The following is a 15,541-nucleotide window of genomic DNA, read 5'->3' as shown; positions in this document are numbered from 1 at the left end:
AATTAAACTAGAGGTCCTCCAGCTTTTATTTCATCATTTGCATATGATTCGAATTTTTTAAAGTTCGCTTTGAACGCATCGGCTAATTCCTGAGCCTTTTTATAATAACCTTCGTCATTATTCCAGGTCCTTCTGGAACTAAGTACCTCAGTTGGCACATTAGGACAAGATCTTGGCTGTGCCAGTCCAAAAACGGAATGAATGTGATAATCATCATAAGATATTTCATCCGGCAAATCTCCATTCATAGCGGCAGTAATCATGGCTCTGGTATGCTTAAGTGCCATTCGTTTTCCAACCCCGTAAGGACCACCAGTCCAACCCGTATTAATAAGCCAGACATTCACACCTGATTCCTTCATCTTTTTGCTTAACATCTCAGCATAAACCGTCGGGTGTAGTGGCATAAATGGCGCACCAAAACAAGCCGAAAAACTTGGTACCGGTTCATTAACACCAGCTTCTGTACCTGCAACTTTAGCAGTATATCCGGAAATAAAATGATATGCTGCCTGACCTGGTGTTAGTTTAGAAATTGGAGGCAATACACCAAATGCATCAGCAGTTAAAAAGAAAATATTCTTCGGATGCTTCCCTATAGAAGGTTGCTGAATGTTTTGAATATGGTATATGGGATAACTTACCCTTGTGTTTTGTGTTATACTCACATTGGTAAAATCAACTTTACCATTTTCATCCATAATAACATTTTCGAGAATAGCACCTTTTTTTATAGCACCGAAAATTTCAGGCTCACTATCTGCAGAAAGATTAATTGCTTTTGCATAGCATCCCCCCTCAAAGTTAAAAATGGTATCTTCAGGAGTCCAACCATGTTCATCATCCCCGATAAGCTTTCTATTCGGATCGGCTGATAAGGTCGTCTTTCCCGTACCTGATAACCCAAAAAATATTGAAGTATCTCCCTCCTTACCAACATTCGCACTACAGTGCATTGGCAAGGTATCATGATAAACAGGCAATAAAAAGTTTAATGCAGAAAAAATCCCCTTTTTGATTTCTCCTGTATAACCGGTTCCTCCTATTAAAGCTATTTTTTTAGAAAAGTTTAAAATAGCAAAGTTATGTTGTCGGGTGCCATCAGTTTCAGGATCTGCCATAAAACCAGGAGCATTTACAATCAACCAGTCTTCTTTAAAACCTTCCAACTCCTCCTCTTCAGGACGTAAAAACATATTGTAAGCAAATAAATTACTCCACGGGTATTCATTTACCACTCGAATGTTTTGCCTGTAGTTTTCATCAGCGCACACATAACTATCCCTAACATAAACCTCTTTCTCTGAAAGATAAGCAACTACCTTATCGTATAGCTTATCAAATTTATCAGGGTCAAAAGGAATATTGATATCTCCCCACCAGACCTTGTCGCTAGTAATTTCGTCTTTTACAATAAATCGGTCTTTAGGCGAACGTCCAGTAAACTCTCCGGTATTTATGGCTAAAGCTCCAGATGAAGCTTCCTTACCCATATTTTTTTCGATAGTAATACTGTGCAGCTCATCCGGTGAAAGTTGATAATACACATTGGCATTATGTATTCCGTACTTCTTTAACGAAATGTGATTCGTTACCAAGGAATTTGTAGCCATAATAACTTCTTTTTTTGTTAGTTTGTTTTAAGAGTTCTTATGACGCAAAAATATGAAAATATACCTACTACAACGTTTGAGTTGTGATATTTATTTGGTTTTTATAGATAAAACGTTAAATATTAACATTCCCCATGCGATTATCAGAAGTAAACCACCAATTGGAGTGACAAATCCTATTTTCTTAAAGTCAAATGATGATAAATTATTAGTGGCTAATCCATAAATTGAACCTGAGAATAGAATTACACCTATCAAAACCAGGTAAAAAATAGTCATTTTGGCTCCATTACTGAGATAACTACTTCCACCAACAAATAATAAAAGTAATGCATGATACATCTGGTATTTAACACCCGTTTCAAATGTACCGATAGCATCTGCATCGATAAGCTTTTTTAGCCCATGAGCTCCAAAAGCACCCAAAATCACTGCCAACATTCCTAAAAGGGCAGCAACACCTAAAATTGTTTTGTTCATAACTTTATATAAGAAGTTTTTTATAAATATAACAAATTGCTACATTCGTGTTATAAATTTCAAAAATACACAACTTACGATAGAATGAGAAACATTTTAATCATTGGAGCGGGAAAATCAATTTCATATTTAGTTAAATATTTTCTGGAAAAGTCTCAACAGGAAAATCTAAGGCTAACCATTGCTGATAAAAATCTGGAAAATGCCAAAATCTTGATTAAGGATGCTACTAATGTTGAACTTTTGGAACTGGATTTATTTGATGAAACAGCCAGGCATAAGGCCATCGAGAATGCGGCTATTGTCATTTCCATGGTTCCTGCACGATTCCACATAGAAATAGCCAAAACTTGTCTTAGTCTCCAAAAGAATCTTATTACCGCCTCTTATATCAGTGATGAGATGATGTCCTTGGATGAAGAAGTTAAGAATAAAGGTCTTGTCTTTATGAATGAAATAGGACTCGACCCCGGAATTGACCATATGAGCGCAATGAAAATCATTGATGAAGTAAGAGATCAGGAAGGTAAAATGATTTTATTCGAATCTTTTACCGGGGGACTTGTTGCTCCGGAAAGCGATAACAATCTATGGAACTATAAATTCACCTGGAATCCCAGAAACGTAGTTTTAGCCGGACAAGGAGGAGCCGCAAAATTTATTCAGGAAGGATCCTATAAATATATCCCCTATCACAAATTATTCAGAAGAACAGAATTCTTAAACATAGAAGGATATGGTAATTTCGAAGGTTATGCCAACCGGGACTCCCTTAAATACAGGTCGGCTTATGGACTCGACAATATCCTGACTTTATATAGAGGAACCTTAAGGAGAGTTGGATTCTCCAAAGCATGGAACATGTTTGTTCAACTAGGAATGACAGATGATAGCTACGTTATCGAAGATTCCGAAAACATGAGCTACCGCGACTTTGTAAATGCATTTTTACCCTATTCGCCTTCTGACTCTGTAGAACTAAAACTAAGACATTATTTAAAGATAGACCAGGATGATATTATGTGGGATAAACTGGTTGAATTAGACATTTTTAATCCTGATAAAAAAGTAAATCTCATAAAAGCTACACCTGCTCAAATTCTGCAAAAGATTTTACAAGACAGCTGGTCACTTTCAGAGAATGACAAAGACATGATCGCGATGTATCACAAATTCGGTTATGAACTCAATGGTGTAAAACATCAAATAGATGCTAACCTTGTGGTTATAGGTGACGATAAAACGTATACAGCAATGTCAAAAACAGTTGGATTACCTTTAGGAATAGCAACATTACAAATCCTCAATAAAAAATATACTAAGCCAGGAGTTCAAATGCCCTTGCAAAAGGATATTTACCTCCCCGTATTGAAGGAATTAGAACAGTATAATATCGTTTTTCAAGAACATCAATTACCCTACCAGGGGTATAATCCAAACAATGTAGCAGGCTAACCAACCTTACAACCAATATAACACACCTCCCACTTTGTTTAAGGGTTAAGCGGGAGGTTGTTTCATTTTATAACCAATTTTGTATATTTACTTTCAAATTAAAACCAATAAAATGAAAGTGAACGACAATAAAATAGAAATTGACGGTATTGACAAAGAGATTCTTCGTTATCTCATGGAAGATGCCCGTAAACCGATACTCGAAATTGCCCGAAAAATTGGAATTTCAGGAGCAGCAATCCATCAGCGGCTTAGAAAACTGGAACAAAGCGGACTTATTGCGGGCTCCAAATTCATAATAAATCCCAAAGTTTTAGGCTATACAACAGTAGCCTTTATCGGAATCTATTTAGATAAAGCCATGCGAAATCCAGAGGCTGTAAAACAACTACGTAAAATACCTGAAGTACTCGAATGTCACTACACAACCGGAAACTGGAGTATCCTTGCTAAAATTATATGTAAAGACAACGAACACTTGATGAATCTTTTAAATCATGAAATACAAAGCATAGAAGGTGTTTCCAGAACAGAAACCTTTATTTCTTTAGCTCAGCAAATCGACAGACAAATTAGTATCTAAAAAAATATCCTTACTCCAACTCAAAATTATATGACGAGATTAGTTGAATTGAGTTAACAAAAAAACGTCCGGATATACCGGACGCTCTTCCTATTTATTAACACTAAAAATTTAATCTCTTCCTCCAAAAACCTGTAACGCCCAATAAACCAGGTTGGCTAATGCACCTATAGCTGCTACTACATAAGTTCTTGCGGCCCACTTTAATGAATCCTCAGCAGCCTTATACTCTTGCTGACTCACCATATTTTTATTCTGCAACCAGGCAAGAGCTCTGTTACTGGCATCGTATTCTACAGGTAGAGTTACAAAACTAAACAACGTGGCCATTCCCATAAAAACAAGTCCGGCTACGGCTATCCAATAGCCAAATCCAGCACCCGAAGCGGCTCCTAAAATCAACCCTCCAAAGACTAACCACTGAGACATTCCTGAAGTAATACTCACAACAGGCACTAATTTAGAACGCATTTCCAACCATTCATATGCATTGGCATGCTGAACCGCATGACCGCATTCGTGTGCCGCAACGGCAGCTGATGCAGCATTACGCTGATTATATACAGCCTCACTAAGATTAACTGTTTTATTTTTGGGATTGTAATGGTCAGTCAACATACCTGGTGTTGAAATCACCTTTACGTCGTAAATACCATTATCAGCTAACATTTTTTCGGCAATCTCCTTACCACTCATTCCATTTCTCAGATAAACCTGAGAATAATGCTTAAACTTACTTTTAAGCTTAGAACTAACCAACATACTTATAAGAGCAATTCCACCTATAAGAATATAATATCCTAACATATTTTAAAAATTTACTTTGATAAATATACAACGAAGAAAACAAAAACCTCGCCAAATTAGGGAGGTTTTAACAATATGAAGTTTTGTCAGCTGCCTATCACTTTTTGATTTATTCAGGGTAGGTAAAGAAAACAAAAAAGCTTAAATTCAGATGAAATTATCTAGATGTCCAAAACAGTAAACTCACCCTACAACACTAAAACAATCGGAGTTTAAACAGAAAGCTGCAGATTCCTGATGTTATTTAAATCAAGCTATACTGACATTCCAGCCAAAGGCGTTTGCAATTTCATCGTACACAACCTTACCATGAACTACATTAACTCCCTTTGCGAGAAAGGGATCTTCATCACACGCTCTTTCCCAACCTTTATTGGCTAATTGCAGGATATATGGCAAGGTAACATTAGTCAGAGCCAGGGTTGAAGTATAAGGAACTGCACCAGGCATATTAGCCACACAGTAATGTACCACATCATCAATAATAAAGGTGGGCGCCTCATGGGTAGTGGGCTTTGAAGTTTCCACGCAACCTCCCTGATCTACTGCAACATCAACAATAACCGTTCCGGGGCGCATCTCACTTATCATGTCACGGGTTATCAATTTTGGTGCTTTGGCTCCTTTGAGCAATACTCCTCCAACAATAAGGTCATGAGTTTTTATATGCTTTCTGATATTGTACTCATTAGAAAATTCCGTTACCACATGATTAGGCATTACATCATTAACATACCGCAAACGCTTCATATTAACATCCAATATCGTAACATGAGCTCCTAATCCGGCAGCCATCTTTGCAGCCTGTATTCCAACAACTCCAGCCCCAAGAATTAAAACTTTACCAGGAGGAACACCCGGTACGCCTCCTAATAGCACTCCTCTTCCCTTAATGGGTTTTTCCAAATATTTTGCTCCCTGCTGCACCGCCATTCTACCAGCCACCTCGGACATCGGAGTTAAAAGGGGTAGCGTTCCATTATCGTCCTCAACAGTTTCATAGGCAATACAAACAGCTTTACTTTTCAACATCGCTTTGGTCAATTTTTCACTGGAAGCAAAATGAAAATACGTAAACAGCACCTGGTTATCGCGAACCAACTCATATTCTTCTTCCACCGGTTCCTTTACCTTCACAATCATATCACTTAACAGATAAACTTCCCTGATCGAATTCAAAATGGTAGCACCTGCACTTTCGTAATCAGCATTAAAAAAACCGCTGCCTCCGCCAGCGGTTGATTCTACATACACCGTATGCCCATTTTTTGTGAGTTCAAACACCCCCGCCGGAGTCATCCCCACTCTATTTTCATTGTTTTTAATCTCTTTTGGAACTCCTATTTTCATGATGTAGCTTTTTATCAACTTAAATTTCGTTACAATTACTCATAAAACATAGACGCTGCTCAAAAAACATCAAATTATTCGATAAAATACTGATTTTAAGATAATACCCCCCCTAAAAAACAAGGGTCAACGGTATAAATGTTAATATTTACACCATTGACCCCTATACATAAAAACTCTTTAGCGTCTTAACCGACGATATTAATAATCTTTCCGGGAACTACAATCACCTTTTTCGGAGTTCTTCCATTCAATTGTTTTTGAGTTCGCTCATCCGCCATAATTACCTTTTCTATTTCTTCCTTAGTAAGGTCTAATGGTAATTCTTTTTTGAAACGCATTTTACCATTAAAAGACACTGGATACTCCTTACTACTTTCTACCAAATGCTTCTCATCAAACTCAGGCCATTTTGCCGTACTTATCGATTCTGCATGACCGAGGCTTGCCCATAATTCCTCCGCAATATGAGGAGCATATGGCGAAATCAAAATAGCCAAAGGTTCCAAAATGGCTCGCTCGTGACATTTATGAGCGGTCAACTCGTTAACAGCAATCATAAAACCGGATACTGAAGTATTGAATGAAAAATTAGCAACATCTTCTGTAGCCTTCTTAATAGTCTTATGCAAAGTTTTTAAAGATTCTTTACTCGGCTCATTATCGGTAACCACCAATCCGTTATCGTCAAAATACAAACGCCATAACTTTTTCAAGAATCCTGCAACACCGGTAATTCCAGCAGTATTCCATGGTTTTGCCTGTTCTAATGGCCCTAAGAACATTTCATACAATCGCAAAGTATCTGCTCCGTATTCTTCACAAATATCATCAGGATTAACAACATTGTACTTAGACTTCGACATCTTTTCAACTTCTCGTCCAACCAGATACTTGTCCTCTTCATAAACAAACTCTGCATCTTTAAATTCAGGACGCCAGTTCTTAAAGGCTTCAACATCCAACTCATCTGATGCATTTACAAAAGAAACATCCGCATGTATTGCCTGTACTTTATAATTATTCTTTAAACCTTTGGAAACAAATTTATTTTCTCCTTCTACCCTGTAAACAAAAGCACTGGTCCCCAAAATCATTCCCTGGTTTATCAGTTTTTTCGCATACTCATCAACAGGCAATAACTCTCTGTCGAACAAGAATTTCTGCCAAAAGCGACTGTACAATAAATGCCCGGTAGCATGCTCGCTTCCGCCTATATATAAATCGACATCTTTCCAATAATTTAAAGCCTCCTGAGACGCAAATTCATTTTCATTAATTGCATCCATATAGCGATTAAAATACCAGGAAGATCCGGCCCAGCCAGGCATGGTATTAAGTTCTAATGGAAATACGGTCTCGTTATCGATAAGGTCATTACTCACCACTTCATTCTTATCCGTATCCCAAGCCCATACATTGGCATTACCTAATGGCGGCTCTCCTGTTTCAGTTGGTAAATACTTCTCTACTTCCGGCAAACGAATTGGCAGATGTTCCGCTTCGATCATCTGCGGTATACCATTTTTATAATATACAGGAAATGGCTCACCCCAATAGCGTTGACGACTAAAAACTGCATCTCTCAAGCGATAATTAATTTTCCCTTCACCCTGTCCCATAGCCTCCAGTCTTTCAATTACCAGCTGGGTCGCTTCCTTAAAACCTAATCCGGTAATAAAGTCTGAATTGGCAATTTTAGTATTGTCTTTATCAGCAAATGCCTCTTCGGTGATATCAACACCTTCAAAAATATTTTTTATTGGAATATTAAAATGATTTGCAAAATCATGGTCACGCTGATCGCCACAAGGAACCGCCATTACAGCTCCGGTACCATAACTAGCCAGTACGTAATCCCCAATCCAAATCGGGATTTTTTCTTCAGTAAACGGATGAATTGCATAAGCTCCGGTAAAAGCTCCGGAAATAGTTTTCACATCAGCCATACGGTCACGTTCGCTTCGTTTAGCTGTAGCCTCAATATACGACTCAACCGCTTCCTTCTGTTCGGCTGTTGTTATTGCCTTTACCAACTCCAATTCTGGTGCTAAAGTCATAAAAGTAACCCCAAATATGGTATCAGGACGTGTAGTAAACACCTCAATAAACTCATCATGACCATCAATCTTAAACTTCACTGACGCCCCTTTCGAACGACCAATCCAATTAGTTTGAGATTCTTTTAAAGGCTGTGGCCAATCAAGCCTGTCTAAACCATCCAGTAGTCTTTGAGCATAGGCTGTTATGCGCATACTCCACTGCATCATCTTTTTACGCACGACCGGATGACCTCCTCGCTCTGAAACTCCATTAACAATTTCATCATTGGCCAAAACAGTACCTAAGGCCGGACACCAGTTCACCTCTGTTTCTGCCAAATATGTAAGCCTGTATTTTAGCAGAATTGACTGCTTTTCCTCCCAGGTATATTCGTTCCACTCTGCAGCTGTAAAAACCGCTACATCATCATCACATACAGCATTTACTTGTGCATTCCCCGCTACTTCAAAAGCAGAAATCAACCTTGCAATATCCTCCGCACGATCAGCATCAACATTATACCAGGAATTAAACAACTGAATAAAAATCCATTGGGTCCATTTATAATAATCAGGATTAGAGGTACGCACCTCTCGGCTCCAATCAAAAGAAAAACCAATTTTATCGAGCTGCTCTCTATATCTTGTGATGTTCGCCTCGGTAGTAATTGCAGGATGCTGACCAGTTTGGATCGCATACTGTTCAGCAGGTAATCCAAATGAATCATACCCCATTGGATGTAATACATTAAACCCTTGATGACGTTTAAATCGCGAGTAAATATCACTAGCTATATAACCAAGCGGATGCCCCACATGCAGTCCCGCCCCTGACGGGTAAGGAAACATATCAAGCACATAATATTTTGGCTTATCGCTGTTATTTTCAGCCTTAAATGTTTTGTTTTCTCTCCAATACTTCTGCCACTTGGCTTCAATTTCGTTGAAATTGTATTTCATGTGTTTCTTTTTATTGCTTTTCAACAGTCACATGCAACCTCATTAACTAAAACAACCTTATAATTGGTAAGACTATTTCAGTAAGTCGGCTTCATCTTTTTTAAAACTCTGACCTCTGGTTTGATCTAACAAACAATTATTATAATTCGGTGGGCAAAAATACGATTAATGCATGACTCTGAAAAAGAAATGAATACTTCTTTAACCGATTAAACATCAGCAACAAACACATTCAAAAACGCTAAAAATTCTTACTTTTACTCAAAATTAACGCTGCATGTCTGAAAAGAAAATTGGAATTGTGCTCTCTGGCGGAGGGGTTAAAGCCTTGGCACATGTCGGATTTCTAAAAGCACTGAAAGAACACGGAATTGAACCTACTGCGATGTCTGGCACAAGTGGCGGAGCTTTGGTTGCGGCTTTATACGCCTCTGGCTATGACCATGAAGAAATGATTTCTTTTTTCAAGGAAACGCCTGTTTTCAAGTTTTCACTGTTCGCTATGAACAAACCTGGGATTATGGACAGTGCCAAATACCATCATATTTTTAAAAAATACTTCAAAGCAATTAACTTTGAAGAATTGGAAATACCTCTTACGGTTACCGCAACAAATATTACCACAGGCCGAGCCGAGTTCTTCAATTCCGGAGAACTTATCAGGCCCCTAATCGCCTCTTCGGCATTACCCCCTTATTTCTCTCCAATCGAAATCAATGGTGATTTATACTCTGACGGAGGTATCCTGAATAATTTTCCAATAGCTCCTTTGAGAAAAGATTGTGAGGTCATTTTAGGAAGTTTTGTCAACCCAATCCGAAAAGTAGAAAAATCAGAAGTTAATACCACCTTAAAATTAATTCAACGGGTATATCATATAGGATTAGATGCGAATTATTACAATAAATTCAAAAGCTGTAATTATGTTTTCCTGCCTGAAGACATAGAAAAAATTAGTGTTTTGGACACAAAAATGATCGACAAAGCATTCAGCATGGGCTACGAACACGCCTTGAAAGAAATGAATGTAATTTTAGGCACTATTTAAATTTTGCCCTCGCTCTCTTCTCTTGTGGAAGTAATAAATGATATATAAATTCATTCACCGGCACTTCAATCCCGTATTTCTTTGCCTCTCTAACCACATAACCATTAAAATCCTCTAGCTCGGATGGCTTTCCTTCCATGATATCCCGCTGCATAGACGCAGTGGTATGAGGATCCTGATTCGCTATTCCTTCAAAAACAGCTTCTACATCTTTTTGAGTTAAATGAACTCCCTTGGCTTGAGCTAATTTCAAAATTTCATCCGCTGTCTTACGCATCACCTCCATTACAAACGAATTTTCACGCATCACTCCCATTTCCGCTCTGGTCAATGCCCCAATTCCACTAATCGTACATATGAACAAAAACTTTTTCCATATGGCGGCTTGAATATCATCAGCAATCAAATTGTCAAAACCAGCTTCATCAAAAACTTTTTTAAGAAGCTGAATTCGCTCTGACTTTTCATTATTCAATTCTCCAAACATCACCTGTGGATGAAATGCTTTATGATGTATGACACCAGGAGATTCCACGAAACTAATAATTCGACATAACCCTCCGATAACGTTGTCCTTTCCAAGGACATTAATTAATTTATCCACATTGTCTGCCCCATTTTGTAATGGAAGCACCATCGTATGTTCCGAAACCAAAGGCTTAATATCTCTGGCCACATCATTTACCTGCCACGATTTAGTACACACGATAATCAGATCTGCAGCATGCAAAGAATGAACATCACTGGTAACAGTATTAGGCGCAGCGACAAAGTCTCCATAAATACTTTTTACCTGAAGCCCATTTCTCTGAATAGCCTCCAGATGTCTTCCTCTCGCAATAAAACTTACCTTATGACTGGTTTTCGCCAATTTCCCCCCAAAATATCCGCCAACTCCACCTATCCCGTATACAACAATCCGCATGACTTTGAGTTATTATTATTAATGATAAAATTACTACAATACACATTAAACTAATAATAATCTATTTAAAATGTTACCTTTTATATCACGGTCAAAAGTCAAATCGAATGAGAAACACACGCTAAAGGTTCTTCTCTCCTTGCACTTTACACAAAAAATAATTCATTTTTTGTACAGCAATTTCAAATTATAAATGGTATTATTACTTTTACACCAGCAATCGTATTAATAATGAGCAATTCTTTTGAACGTTACCAAAAACGAAAATTAATTTCATCTTACTTTTCTGTAGTACTAAGTATAGCTTTAGTATTATTTTTACTGGGAATGTTGGGGATCTTGATTTTAAACACTAAAAAACTGGCGGATCATTTTAAAGAGCAGGTTGCGGTTACTGTTTTTTTAAAAGATCAGGCTAAAGATGTTGAAATCAAGCAGCTTCAGCAAAGTTTAGCCATGGCAGACTACACAAAATCTGCAGTATTCGTTTCAAAAGACGAGGCAGCTGAAAAACACAGCAAGGAAATTGGCGAAAACTTTATGGATTTTCTAGGGTACAATCCATTACAAAATTCAATTGATGTCCATTTGAAAGCAGCCTATGTTCATCCTGACAGCCTTCAAAATATTGCCACAGGTCTTACAGAGAAAAATTATGTTGACGAAGTAGCATACGACCAACCGTTAATCTCACTTCTTAATGATAATATAAAGAGAATTAGTTTATGGATCTTGATAGCCAGTGGTGTTTTCACGCTTATAGCCGTCCTCTTAATAAACAGCTCCATACGCTTATCGGTGTACTCCAACCGATTTATTATTAAAACCATGCAAATGGTTGGGGCTACGAAAGCTTTTATTCGAAAACCATTTATTTGGCGAAATGTTAAACTTGGCATGGTCGGTGCAACCGTTTCAATTTTGGCCATGTCAGGAGTACTCTATTATGCTGATGGCCGTTTACCCCAACTCGATATCCTGGATGATCCGGTTTGGCTGGTAGTATTATTTATAGGTATTTTTATCATCAGTATTGTAATTACCACAATAAGTACCTTTATTGCAACTCAAAGGTTCCTGAACCTTAGAACAGACGATCTGTACTATTAAAATCACATTATGAAAAAGAATCAACAAAAAGAACATCATAAATTTAATCACGATTTCGTTTTTCAAAAGAAGAATTACATCGTAATGTTTATCGGTCTGGCTGTTATTGCTCTTGGGTTTATCCTGATGAGCGGAGGTGGCAGTGAGGATCCAAATGTTTTTAATCCTGAAATTTTTAGTTTCCGAAGAATCAGGCTTGCGCCAACTCTGGTATTAATTGGTTTTGCCATTGAAGCTTATGGAATTCTGTTAAACCCGAACAAGGAAAACAAAAACACCAAATAGCCACACCAGATTAAATGGATATAATTGATGCCATAATTCTTGGAATAATCCAGGGATTAACCGAATTTTTACCCGTTTCTTCCAGCGGACATTTAGAACTTGGGAAGTTTATTTTAGGGGATGATTCCATTCCCCAGGAAAGTTTAATTTTTACAGTCGTCTTACATTTTGCAACTGCGTTGAGTACCATAGTAGTTTTTAGAAAAGATGTGCGTGACATTCTTAAAGGCCTGTTTCAGTTTAAATGGAATAAAGAAACCATTTTCTCTCTAAAGATTATAGTCTCTATGATTCCGGCTGTTTTTATAGGTCTTTTCTTCGAGGAACAGCTAGAACAGTTATTTGGTGAAAACATTCAGTTAGTTGGTTTTATGCTTATGATAACTGCCCTTTTACTATTTCTGGCAGATCGTGCTAAAGACACTTCCAAAAATGTAACTTATGGAAACGCCTTTATTATTGGAATATCTCAAGCGGTTGCGATGCTTCCGGGAATTTCAAGGAGCGGGGCAACAATTTCAAGCTCAGTCTTACTGGGAATTGATAAAACTAAAGCCGCGCGTTTCTCATTTCTAATGGTGGTTCCTTTAATTTTTGGAAGCATCTGTAAAGAAGTTGCCTCAGGCAACATCACTTTTGAATCACAGCAATTCACCCCGTTGGCTATAGGTTTCATAGCAGCATTTATATCCGGGCTATTAGCCTGTACCTGGATGATAAAATTGGTAAAAAGCAGCAAACTGACTTACTTTGCTATTTATTGCCTGATCGTTGGCACAATTGCTATTGTTTATTCTTTTTATTACAGTTAACATGTACGCACTAGAAGAATTGAAGGAAGGAAAAATACTGTTGATTGACAAACCATTGAATTGGAGTTCATTTCAAGCGGTAAATAAAATGAAATGGGCAATCCTCAAAAAATTCAAGATCAAAAAAATTAAGATTGGTCATGCCGGAACTCTTGATCCGTTGGCCACAGGATTGCTGGTTATATGTGTTGGTAAATACACTAAAAAAATCCCTGAACTCCAGGGACAAATAAAAGAATACACCGGAACATTTACAGTCGGCGCAACGACACCTTCGTACGACCTGGAAACAACTATAGACCAAACCTACCCTACAGAACATATTACTTCGGAACTTATCCTTGATACAACCAATAAATTTATTGGAGAAATCGAACAGATTCCACCTGTCTTTTCAGCCTTAAAAAAAGATGGCAAACGACTTTACGAATTTGCGAGGGAAGGCAAAGAAGTAAAAGTTAATCCTCGTATCATCAAAATTTCAGAATTTGAAATCACAAAGATAGAAATGCCTGAAATACATTTTAGAGTGGTTTGTAGTAAAGGTACCTACATCCGATCGTTAGCGCATGATTTTGGCAAAGCTCTCAACAGCGGTGCTCATTTATCTGAATTGAGAAGAACCAAAATAGGGGATTTCAACGTAGATAAAGCAATAACGCCCGAAGCATTTGCAGAAAGTTTATAGAGGATATTTCTATTTTTCTTTTATATTTAGGGAGAAGAAATTGTAATCATGAGCCCCAACAACAAACAATTATCATTAATGATTTCGTTCTTCATTTTGGCCCTATTCGTATTGACCCTTTTCAATATTCGATTACAAGGGAAACAGGAGGACGAGATACGCTATGAAATGGTGTACGAGGAAGAGATTCCTGAGGAATTCAAAGAAGAACTTAAACCTGATCTTGCTGAACTGGAAACCCACGAAGCCTATAATGAAGCTGAAAAAGAAGTAAAAAGTCGTTTCAACGATGAACTTGAAGAGTTCAAAACGCTAGAAGAACTTCAACAAGAACAACAAGAAGCAAAAGGAGAAGACAGCCCTGATGAACTCAATGATTTATCTTTAAACAGTGCTACTGCCAAGTATAAAGAAAAACTAAAAGAGCAACGCCAAAAAATGGCTGAACTCAACAAAAAATCTTCCGAAGACAAGGATGTTAATATTAAGCGTAAAACTACCATTTCATACTCTTTGATCGGTCGATCAAAAAGAATCATCCCTAATCCCGTTTATACATGTGACTCCTTTGGTAAGGTAGTTATAAATATCAAAGTGGATTCTTATGGCAATGTGGTTGAAGCTACATATAACAAATCCAGCTCAACCACCTCAAATGGCTGCCTTATTGACAATGCCATTAACTATGCACTTCAGGCAAAATTTAATAAAGACTTGCAAAAACCAGATCAGTTAGGAACCATCACCTACCAATTCCAGGGGGAGTAACTCCAATAACTCATTTGCTATTGATTGTCCCTTATCTTTATTATACCATACCTGAAGGTCCTGCTTTAATTCAGGAGTTAGCTTACCGTATTTTTCTTTGTAATCCTCGACCATTTGGGTGGCTGTCGCAGGTCGAGGCCCCCAGGTACCAATAATTTCTTGACTATCTATGTCAATCGCAATAAGTTTCGGAATCGATTTACCTCCATTGGTTAAAAACATATTCATAAGATCCTCATGCTGATCCCTGAAAACAATTTCCAATTGTATTTTATCAGATTGTTCTGCAATCTTGTTCATTACCGGTAAGGCATGTGCTGCATCACCACACCAACTCTCAGTAAGAACTAACCACCGAACCGACCTGTTCAACCCCTTAACCGTTGCCAATACCTCTTCAGTAAGGCTTATGGTTTTATCCCATCTTTTCATTCGCCGGTCATTCAACACCGTAAATTCAGTCATCGATTCACTTTGTTCCGGAGCACTTGACTTTCCTTCCAAAGCAAGGAACTCAACCAACTCCCTATATTTCCCGTATGAGATAGCTTGCTCCAAGCTACGCTCAATTGTTTTATTTACCAATACTTCCATACATCTGCAAAATAAACACAT

Annotated in this window: 15 protein-coding genes; 8 read left to right on the top strand and 7 right to left on the bottom strand. The window is 37.8% G+C overall.

Annotation, left to right across the window (positions count from 1 at the left end; all coding sequences use genetic code 11):
- Nucleotides 1-2: 2 nt before the first annotated feature.
- Both pckA and BM361_RS08395 read right to left on the bottom strand, forming a co-directional pair.
- A complete protein-coding gene (gene pckA, locus BM361_RS08400; RefSeq protein ID WP_074978181.1) occupies nucleotides 3-1,613 on the bottom strand; it encodes a phosphoenolpyruvate carboxykinase (ATP) in 1,611 nt (536 codons plus the stop codon).
- 90 nt (nucleotides 1,614-1,703) lie between these two features.
- Nucleotides 1,704-2,093: a DUF423 domain-containing protein gene (locus tag BM361_RS08395; RefSeq protein WP_074978180.1), complete on the bottom strand. Its 390-nt coding sequence runs from the start codon at nucleotides 2,091-2,093 to the stop codon at nucleotides 1,704-1,706.
- 84 nt (nucleotides 2,094-2,177) lie between these two features.
- Here BM361_RS08395 and BM361_RS08390 point away from each other — a divergent pair, with 84 nt between their 5' ends.
- Nucleotides 2,178-3,548, top strand: a complete 1,371-nt coding sequence (locus BM361_RS08390; protein ID WP_074978178.1) for a saccharopine dehydrogenase family protein — start codon at nucleotides 2,178-2,180, stop codon at nucleotides 3,546-3,548.
- Between the two features lie 112 nt (nucleotides 3,549-3,660).
- Nucleotides 3,661-4,131 carry an Lrp/AsnC family transcriptional regulator gene (locus BM361_RS08385; RefSeq protein ID WP_038267246.1) on the top strand — a complete coding sequence of 157 codons (471 nt, stop codon included), beginning with the start codon at nucleotides 3,661-3,663 and terminating at the stop codon, nucleotides 4,129-4,131.
- Nucleotides 4,132-4,242: 111 nt separating this feature from the next.
- Here the strand turns inward: BM361_RS08385 and BM361_RS08380 are convergent, their stop codons facing one another.
- From BM361_RS08380 to leuS, 3 genes are all read right to left on the bottom strand, one after another.
- Complete coding sequence (locus BM361_RS08380; RefSeq protein WP_074978176.1) at nucleotides 4,243-4,938, bottom strand: zinc metallopeptidase; 696 nt, start codon at nucleotides 4,936-4,938, stop codon at nucleotides 4,243-4,245.
- A gap of 249 nt (nucleotides 4,939-5,187) precedes the next feature.
- Entirely contained in the window at nucleotides 5,188-6,288 is a 1,101-nt protein-coding gene (ald, locus tag BM361_RS08375; RefSeq protein ID WP_074978174.1) for an alanine dehydrogenase, read from the bottom strand.
- A 188-nt stretch (nucleotides 6,289-6,476) separates the two neighbouring features.
- Complete coding sequence (gene leuS / locus BM361_RS08370) at nucleotides 6,477-9,290, bottom strand: leucine--tRNA ligase (protein WP_074978172.1); 2,814 nt, start codon at nucleotides 9,288-9,290, stop codon at nucleotides 6,477-6,479.
- A gap of 277 nt (nucleotides 9,291-9,567) precedes the next feature.
- Here leuS and BM361_RS08365 point away from each other — a divergent pair, with 277 nt between their 5' ends.
- Nucleotides 9,568-10,338: a patatin-like phospholipase family protein gene (locus tag BM361_RS08365; protein WP_074978170.1), complete on the top strand. Its 771-nt coding sequence runs from the start codon at nucleotides 9,568-9,570 to the stop codon at nucleotides 10,336-10,338.
- Here BM361_RS08365 and BM361_RS08360 read toward each other — a convergent pair.
- On the bottom strand, nucleotides 10,331-11,263 hold the full coding sequence (locus BM361_RS08360; RefSeq protein ID WP_038267260.1) for a ketopantoate reductase family protein: 933 nt from the start codon (nucleotides 11,261-11,263) through the stop codon (nucleotides 10,331-10,333). The two genes, BM361_RS08365 and BM361_RS08360, sit on opposite strands and share 8 nt — an antisense overlap.
- Before the next feature lie 231 nt (nucleotides 11,264-11,494).
- Between BM361_RS08360 and BM361_RS08355 the strand changes: the two genes are divergently transcribed.
- The 5 genes from BM361_RS08355 to BM361_RS08335 are packed head-to-tail and all read left to right on the top strand — an operon-like array spanning nucleotide 11,495 to nucleotide 14,926.
- The gene (locus BM361_RS08355; RefSeq protein WP_074978169.1) at nucleotides 11,495-12,373 is read left to right on the top strand and encodes a cell division protein FtsX; all 879 of its coding nucleotides are present in this window, start codon (nucleotides 11,495-11,497) and stop codon (nucleotides 12,371-12,373) included.
- Between the two features lie 9 nt (nucleotides 12,374-12,382).
- Nucleotides 12,383-12,658 carry a DUF3098 domain-containing protein gene (locus BM361_RS08350; protein WP_038267266.1) on the top strand — a complete coding sequence of 92 codons (276 nt, stop codon included), beginning with the start codon at nucleotides 12,383-12,385 and terminating at the stop codon, nucleotides 12,656-12,658.
- Between the two features lie 14 nt (nucleotides 12,659-12,672).
- A complete protein-coding gene (locus BM361_RS08345) occupies nucleotides 12,673-13,470 on the top strand; it encodes an undecaprenyl-diphosphate phosphatase (protein ID WP_074978167.1) in 798 nt (265 codons plus the stop codon).
- A gap of 1 nt (nucleotide 13,471) precedes the next feature.
- Nucleotides 13,472-14,158, top strand: coding sequence for a tRNA pseudouridine(55) synthase TruB (truB, locus tag BM361_RS08340; RefSeq protein ID WP_074978265.1), 687 nt, complete (start codon nucleotides 13,472-13,474; stop codon nucleotides 14,156-14,158).
- 48 nt (nucleotides 14,159-14,206) lie between these two features.
- Complete coding sequence (locus BM361_RS08335) at nucleotides 14,207-14,926, top strand: hypothetical protein (RefSeq protein ID WP_038267270.1); 720 nt, start codon at nucleotides 14,207-14,209, stop codon at nucleotides 14,924-14,926.
- Here BM361_RS08335 and BM361_RS08330 read toward each other — a convergent pair.
- Entirely contained in the window at nucleotides 14,891-15,520 is a 630-nt protein-coding gene (locus BM361_RS08330; protein WP_074978166.1) for a thioredoxin family protein, read from the bottom strand. The genes BM361_RS08335 and BM361_RS08330 overlap by 36 nt on opposite strands.
- Nucleotides 15,521-15,541: the final 21 nt, after the last annotated feature.

The sequence above is a fragment of the Zhouia amylolytica genome (assembly GCF_900116365.1).
Classification (GTDB): Bacteria; Bacteroidota; Bacteroidia; order Flavobacteriales; family Flavobacteriaceae; genus Zhouia; species Zhouia amylolytica.
This window is presented reverse-complemented; position numbering and strand designations above follow the sequence as displayed.

Excerpts from the sequence above, each read along its gene's own strand:
- pckA (WP_074978181.1), bottom strand. The coding sequence starts at position 1,613 with ATGGCTACAAATTCCTTGGTAACGAATCACATTTCGTTAAAGAAGTAC.
- BM361_RS08395 (WP_074978180.1), bottom strand. The coding sequence starts at position 2,093 with ATGAACAAAACAATTTTAGGTGTTGCTGCCCTTTTAGGAATGTTGGCA.
- BM361_RS08390 (WP_074978178.1), top strand. The coding sequence starts at position 2,178 with ATGAGAAACATTTTAATCATTGGAGCGGGAAAATCAATTTCATATTTA.
- BM361_RS08385 (WP_038267246.1), top strand. The coding sequence starts at position 3,661 with ATGAAAGTGAACGACAATAAAATAGAAATTGACGGTATTGACAAAGAG.
- BM361_RS08380 (WP_074978176.1), bottom strand. The coding sequence starts at position 4,938 with ATGTTAGGATATTATATTCTTATAGGTGGAATTGCTCTTATAAGTATG.
- ald (WP_074978174.1), bottom strand. The coding sequence starts at position 6,288 with ATGAAAATAGGAGTTCCAAAAGAGATTAAAAACAATGAAAATAGAGTG.
- leuS (WP_074978172.1), bottom strand. The coding sequence starts at position 9,290 with ATGAAATACAATTTCAACGAAATTGAAGCCAAGTGGCAGAAGTATTGG.
- BM361_RS08365 (WP_074978170.1), top strand. The coding sequence starts at position 9,568 with ATGTCTGAAAAGAAAATTGGAATTGTGCTCTCTGGCGGAGGGGTTAAA.
- BM361_RS08360 (WP_038267260.1), bottom strand. The coding sequence starts at position 11,263 with ATGCGGATTGTTGTATACGGGATAGGTGGAGTTGGCGGATATTTTGGG.
- BM361_RS08355 (WP_074978169.1), top strand. The coding sequence starts at position 11,495 with ATGAGCAATTCTTTTGAACGTTACCAAAAACGAAAATTAATTTCATCT.
- BM361_RS08350 (WP_038267266.1), top strand. The coding sequence starts at position 12,383 with ATGAAAAAGAATCAACAAAAAGAACATCATAAATTTAATCACGATTTC.
- BM361_RS08345 (WP_074978167.1), top strand. The coding sequence starts at position 12,673 with ATGGATATAATTGATGCCATAATTCTTGGAATAATCCAGGGATTAACC.
- truB (WP_074978265.1), top strand. The coding sequence starts at position 13,472 with ATGTACGCACTAGAAGAATTGAAGGAAGGAAAAATACTGTTGATTGAC.
- BM361_RS08335 (WP_038267270.1), top strand. The coding sequence starts at position 14,207 with ATGAGCCCCAACAACAAACAATTATCATTAATGATTTCGTTCTTCATT.
- BM361_RS08330 (WP_074978166.1), bottom strand. The coding sequence starts at position 15,520 with ATGGAAGTATTGGTAAATAAAACAATTGAGCGTAGCTTGGAGCAAGCT.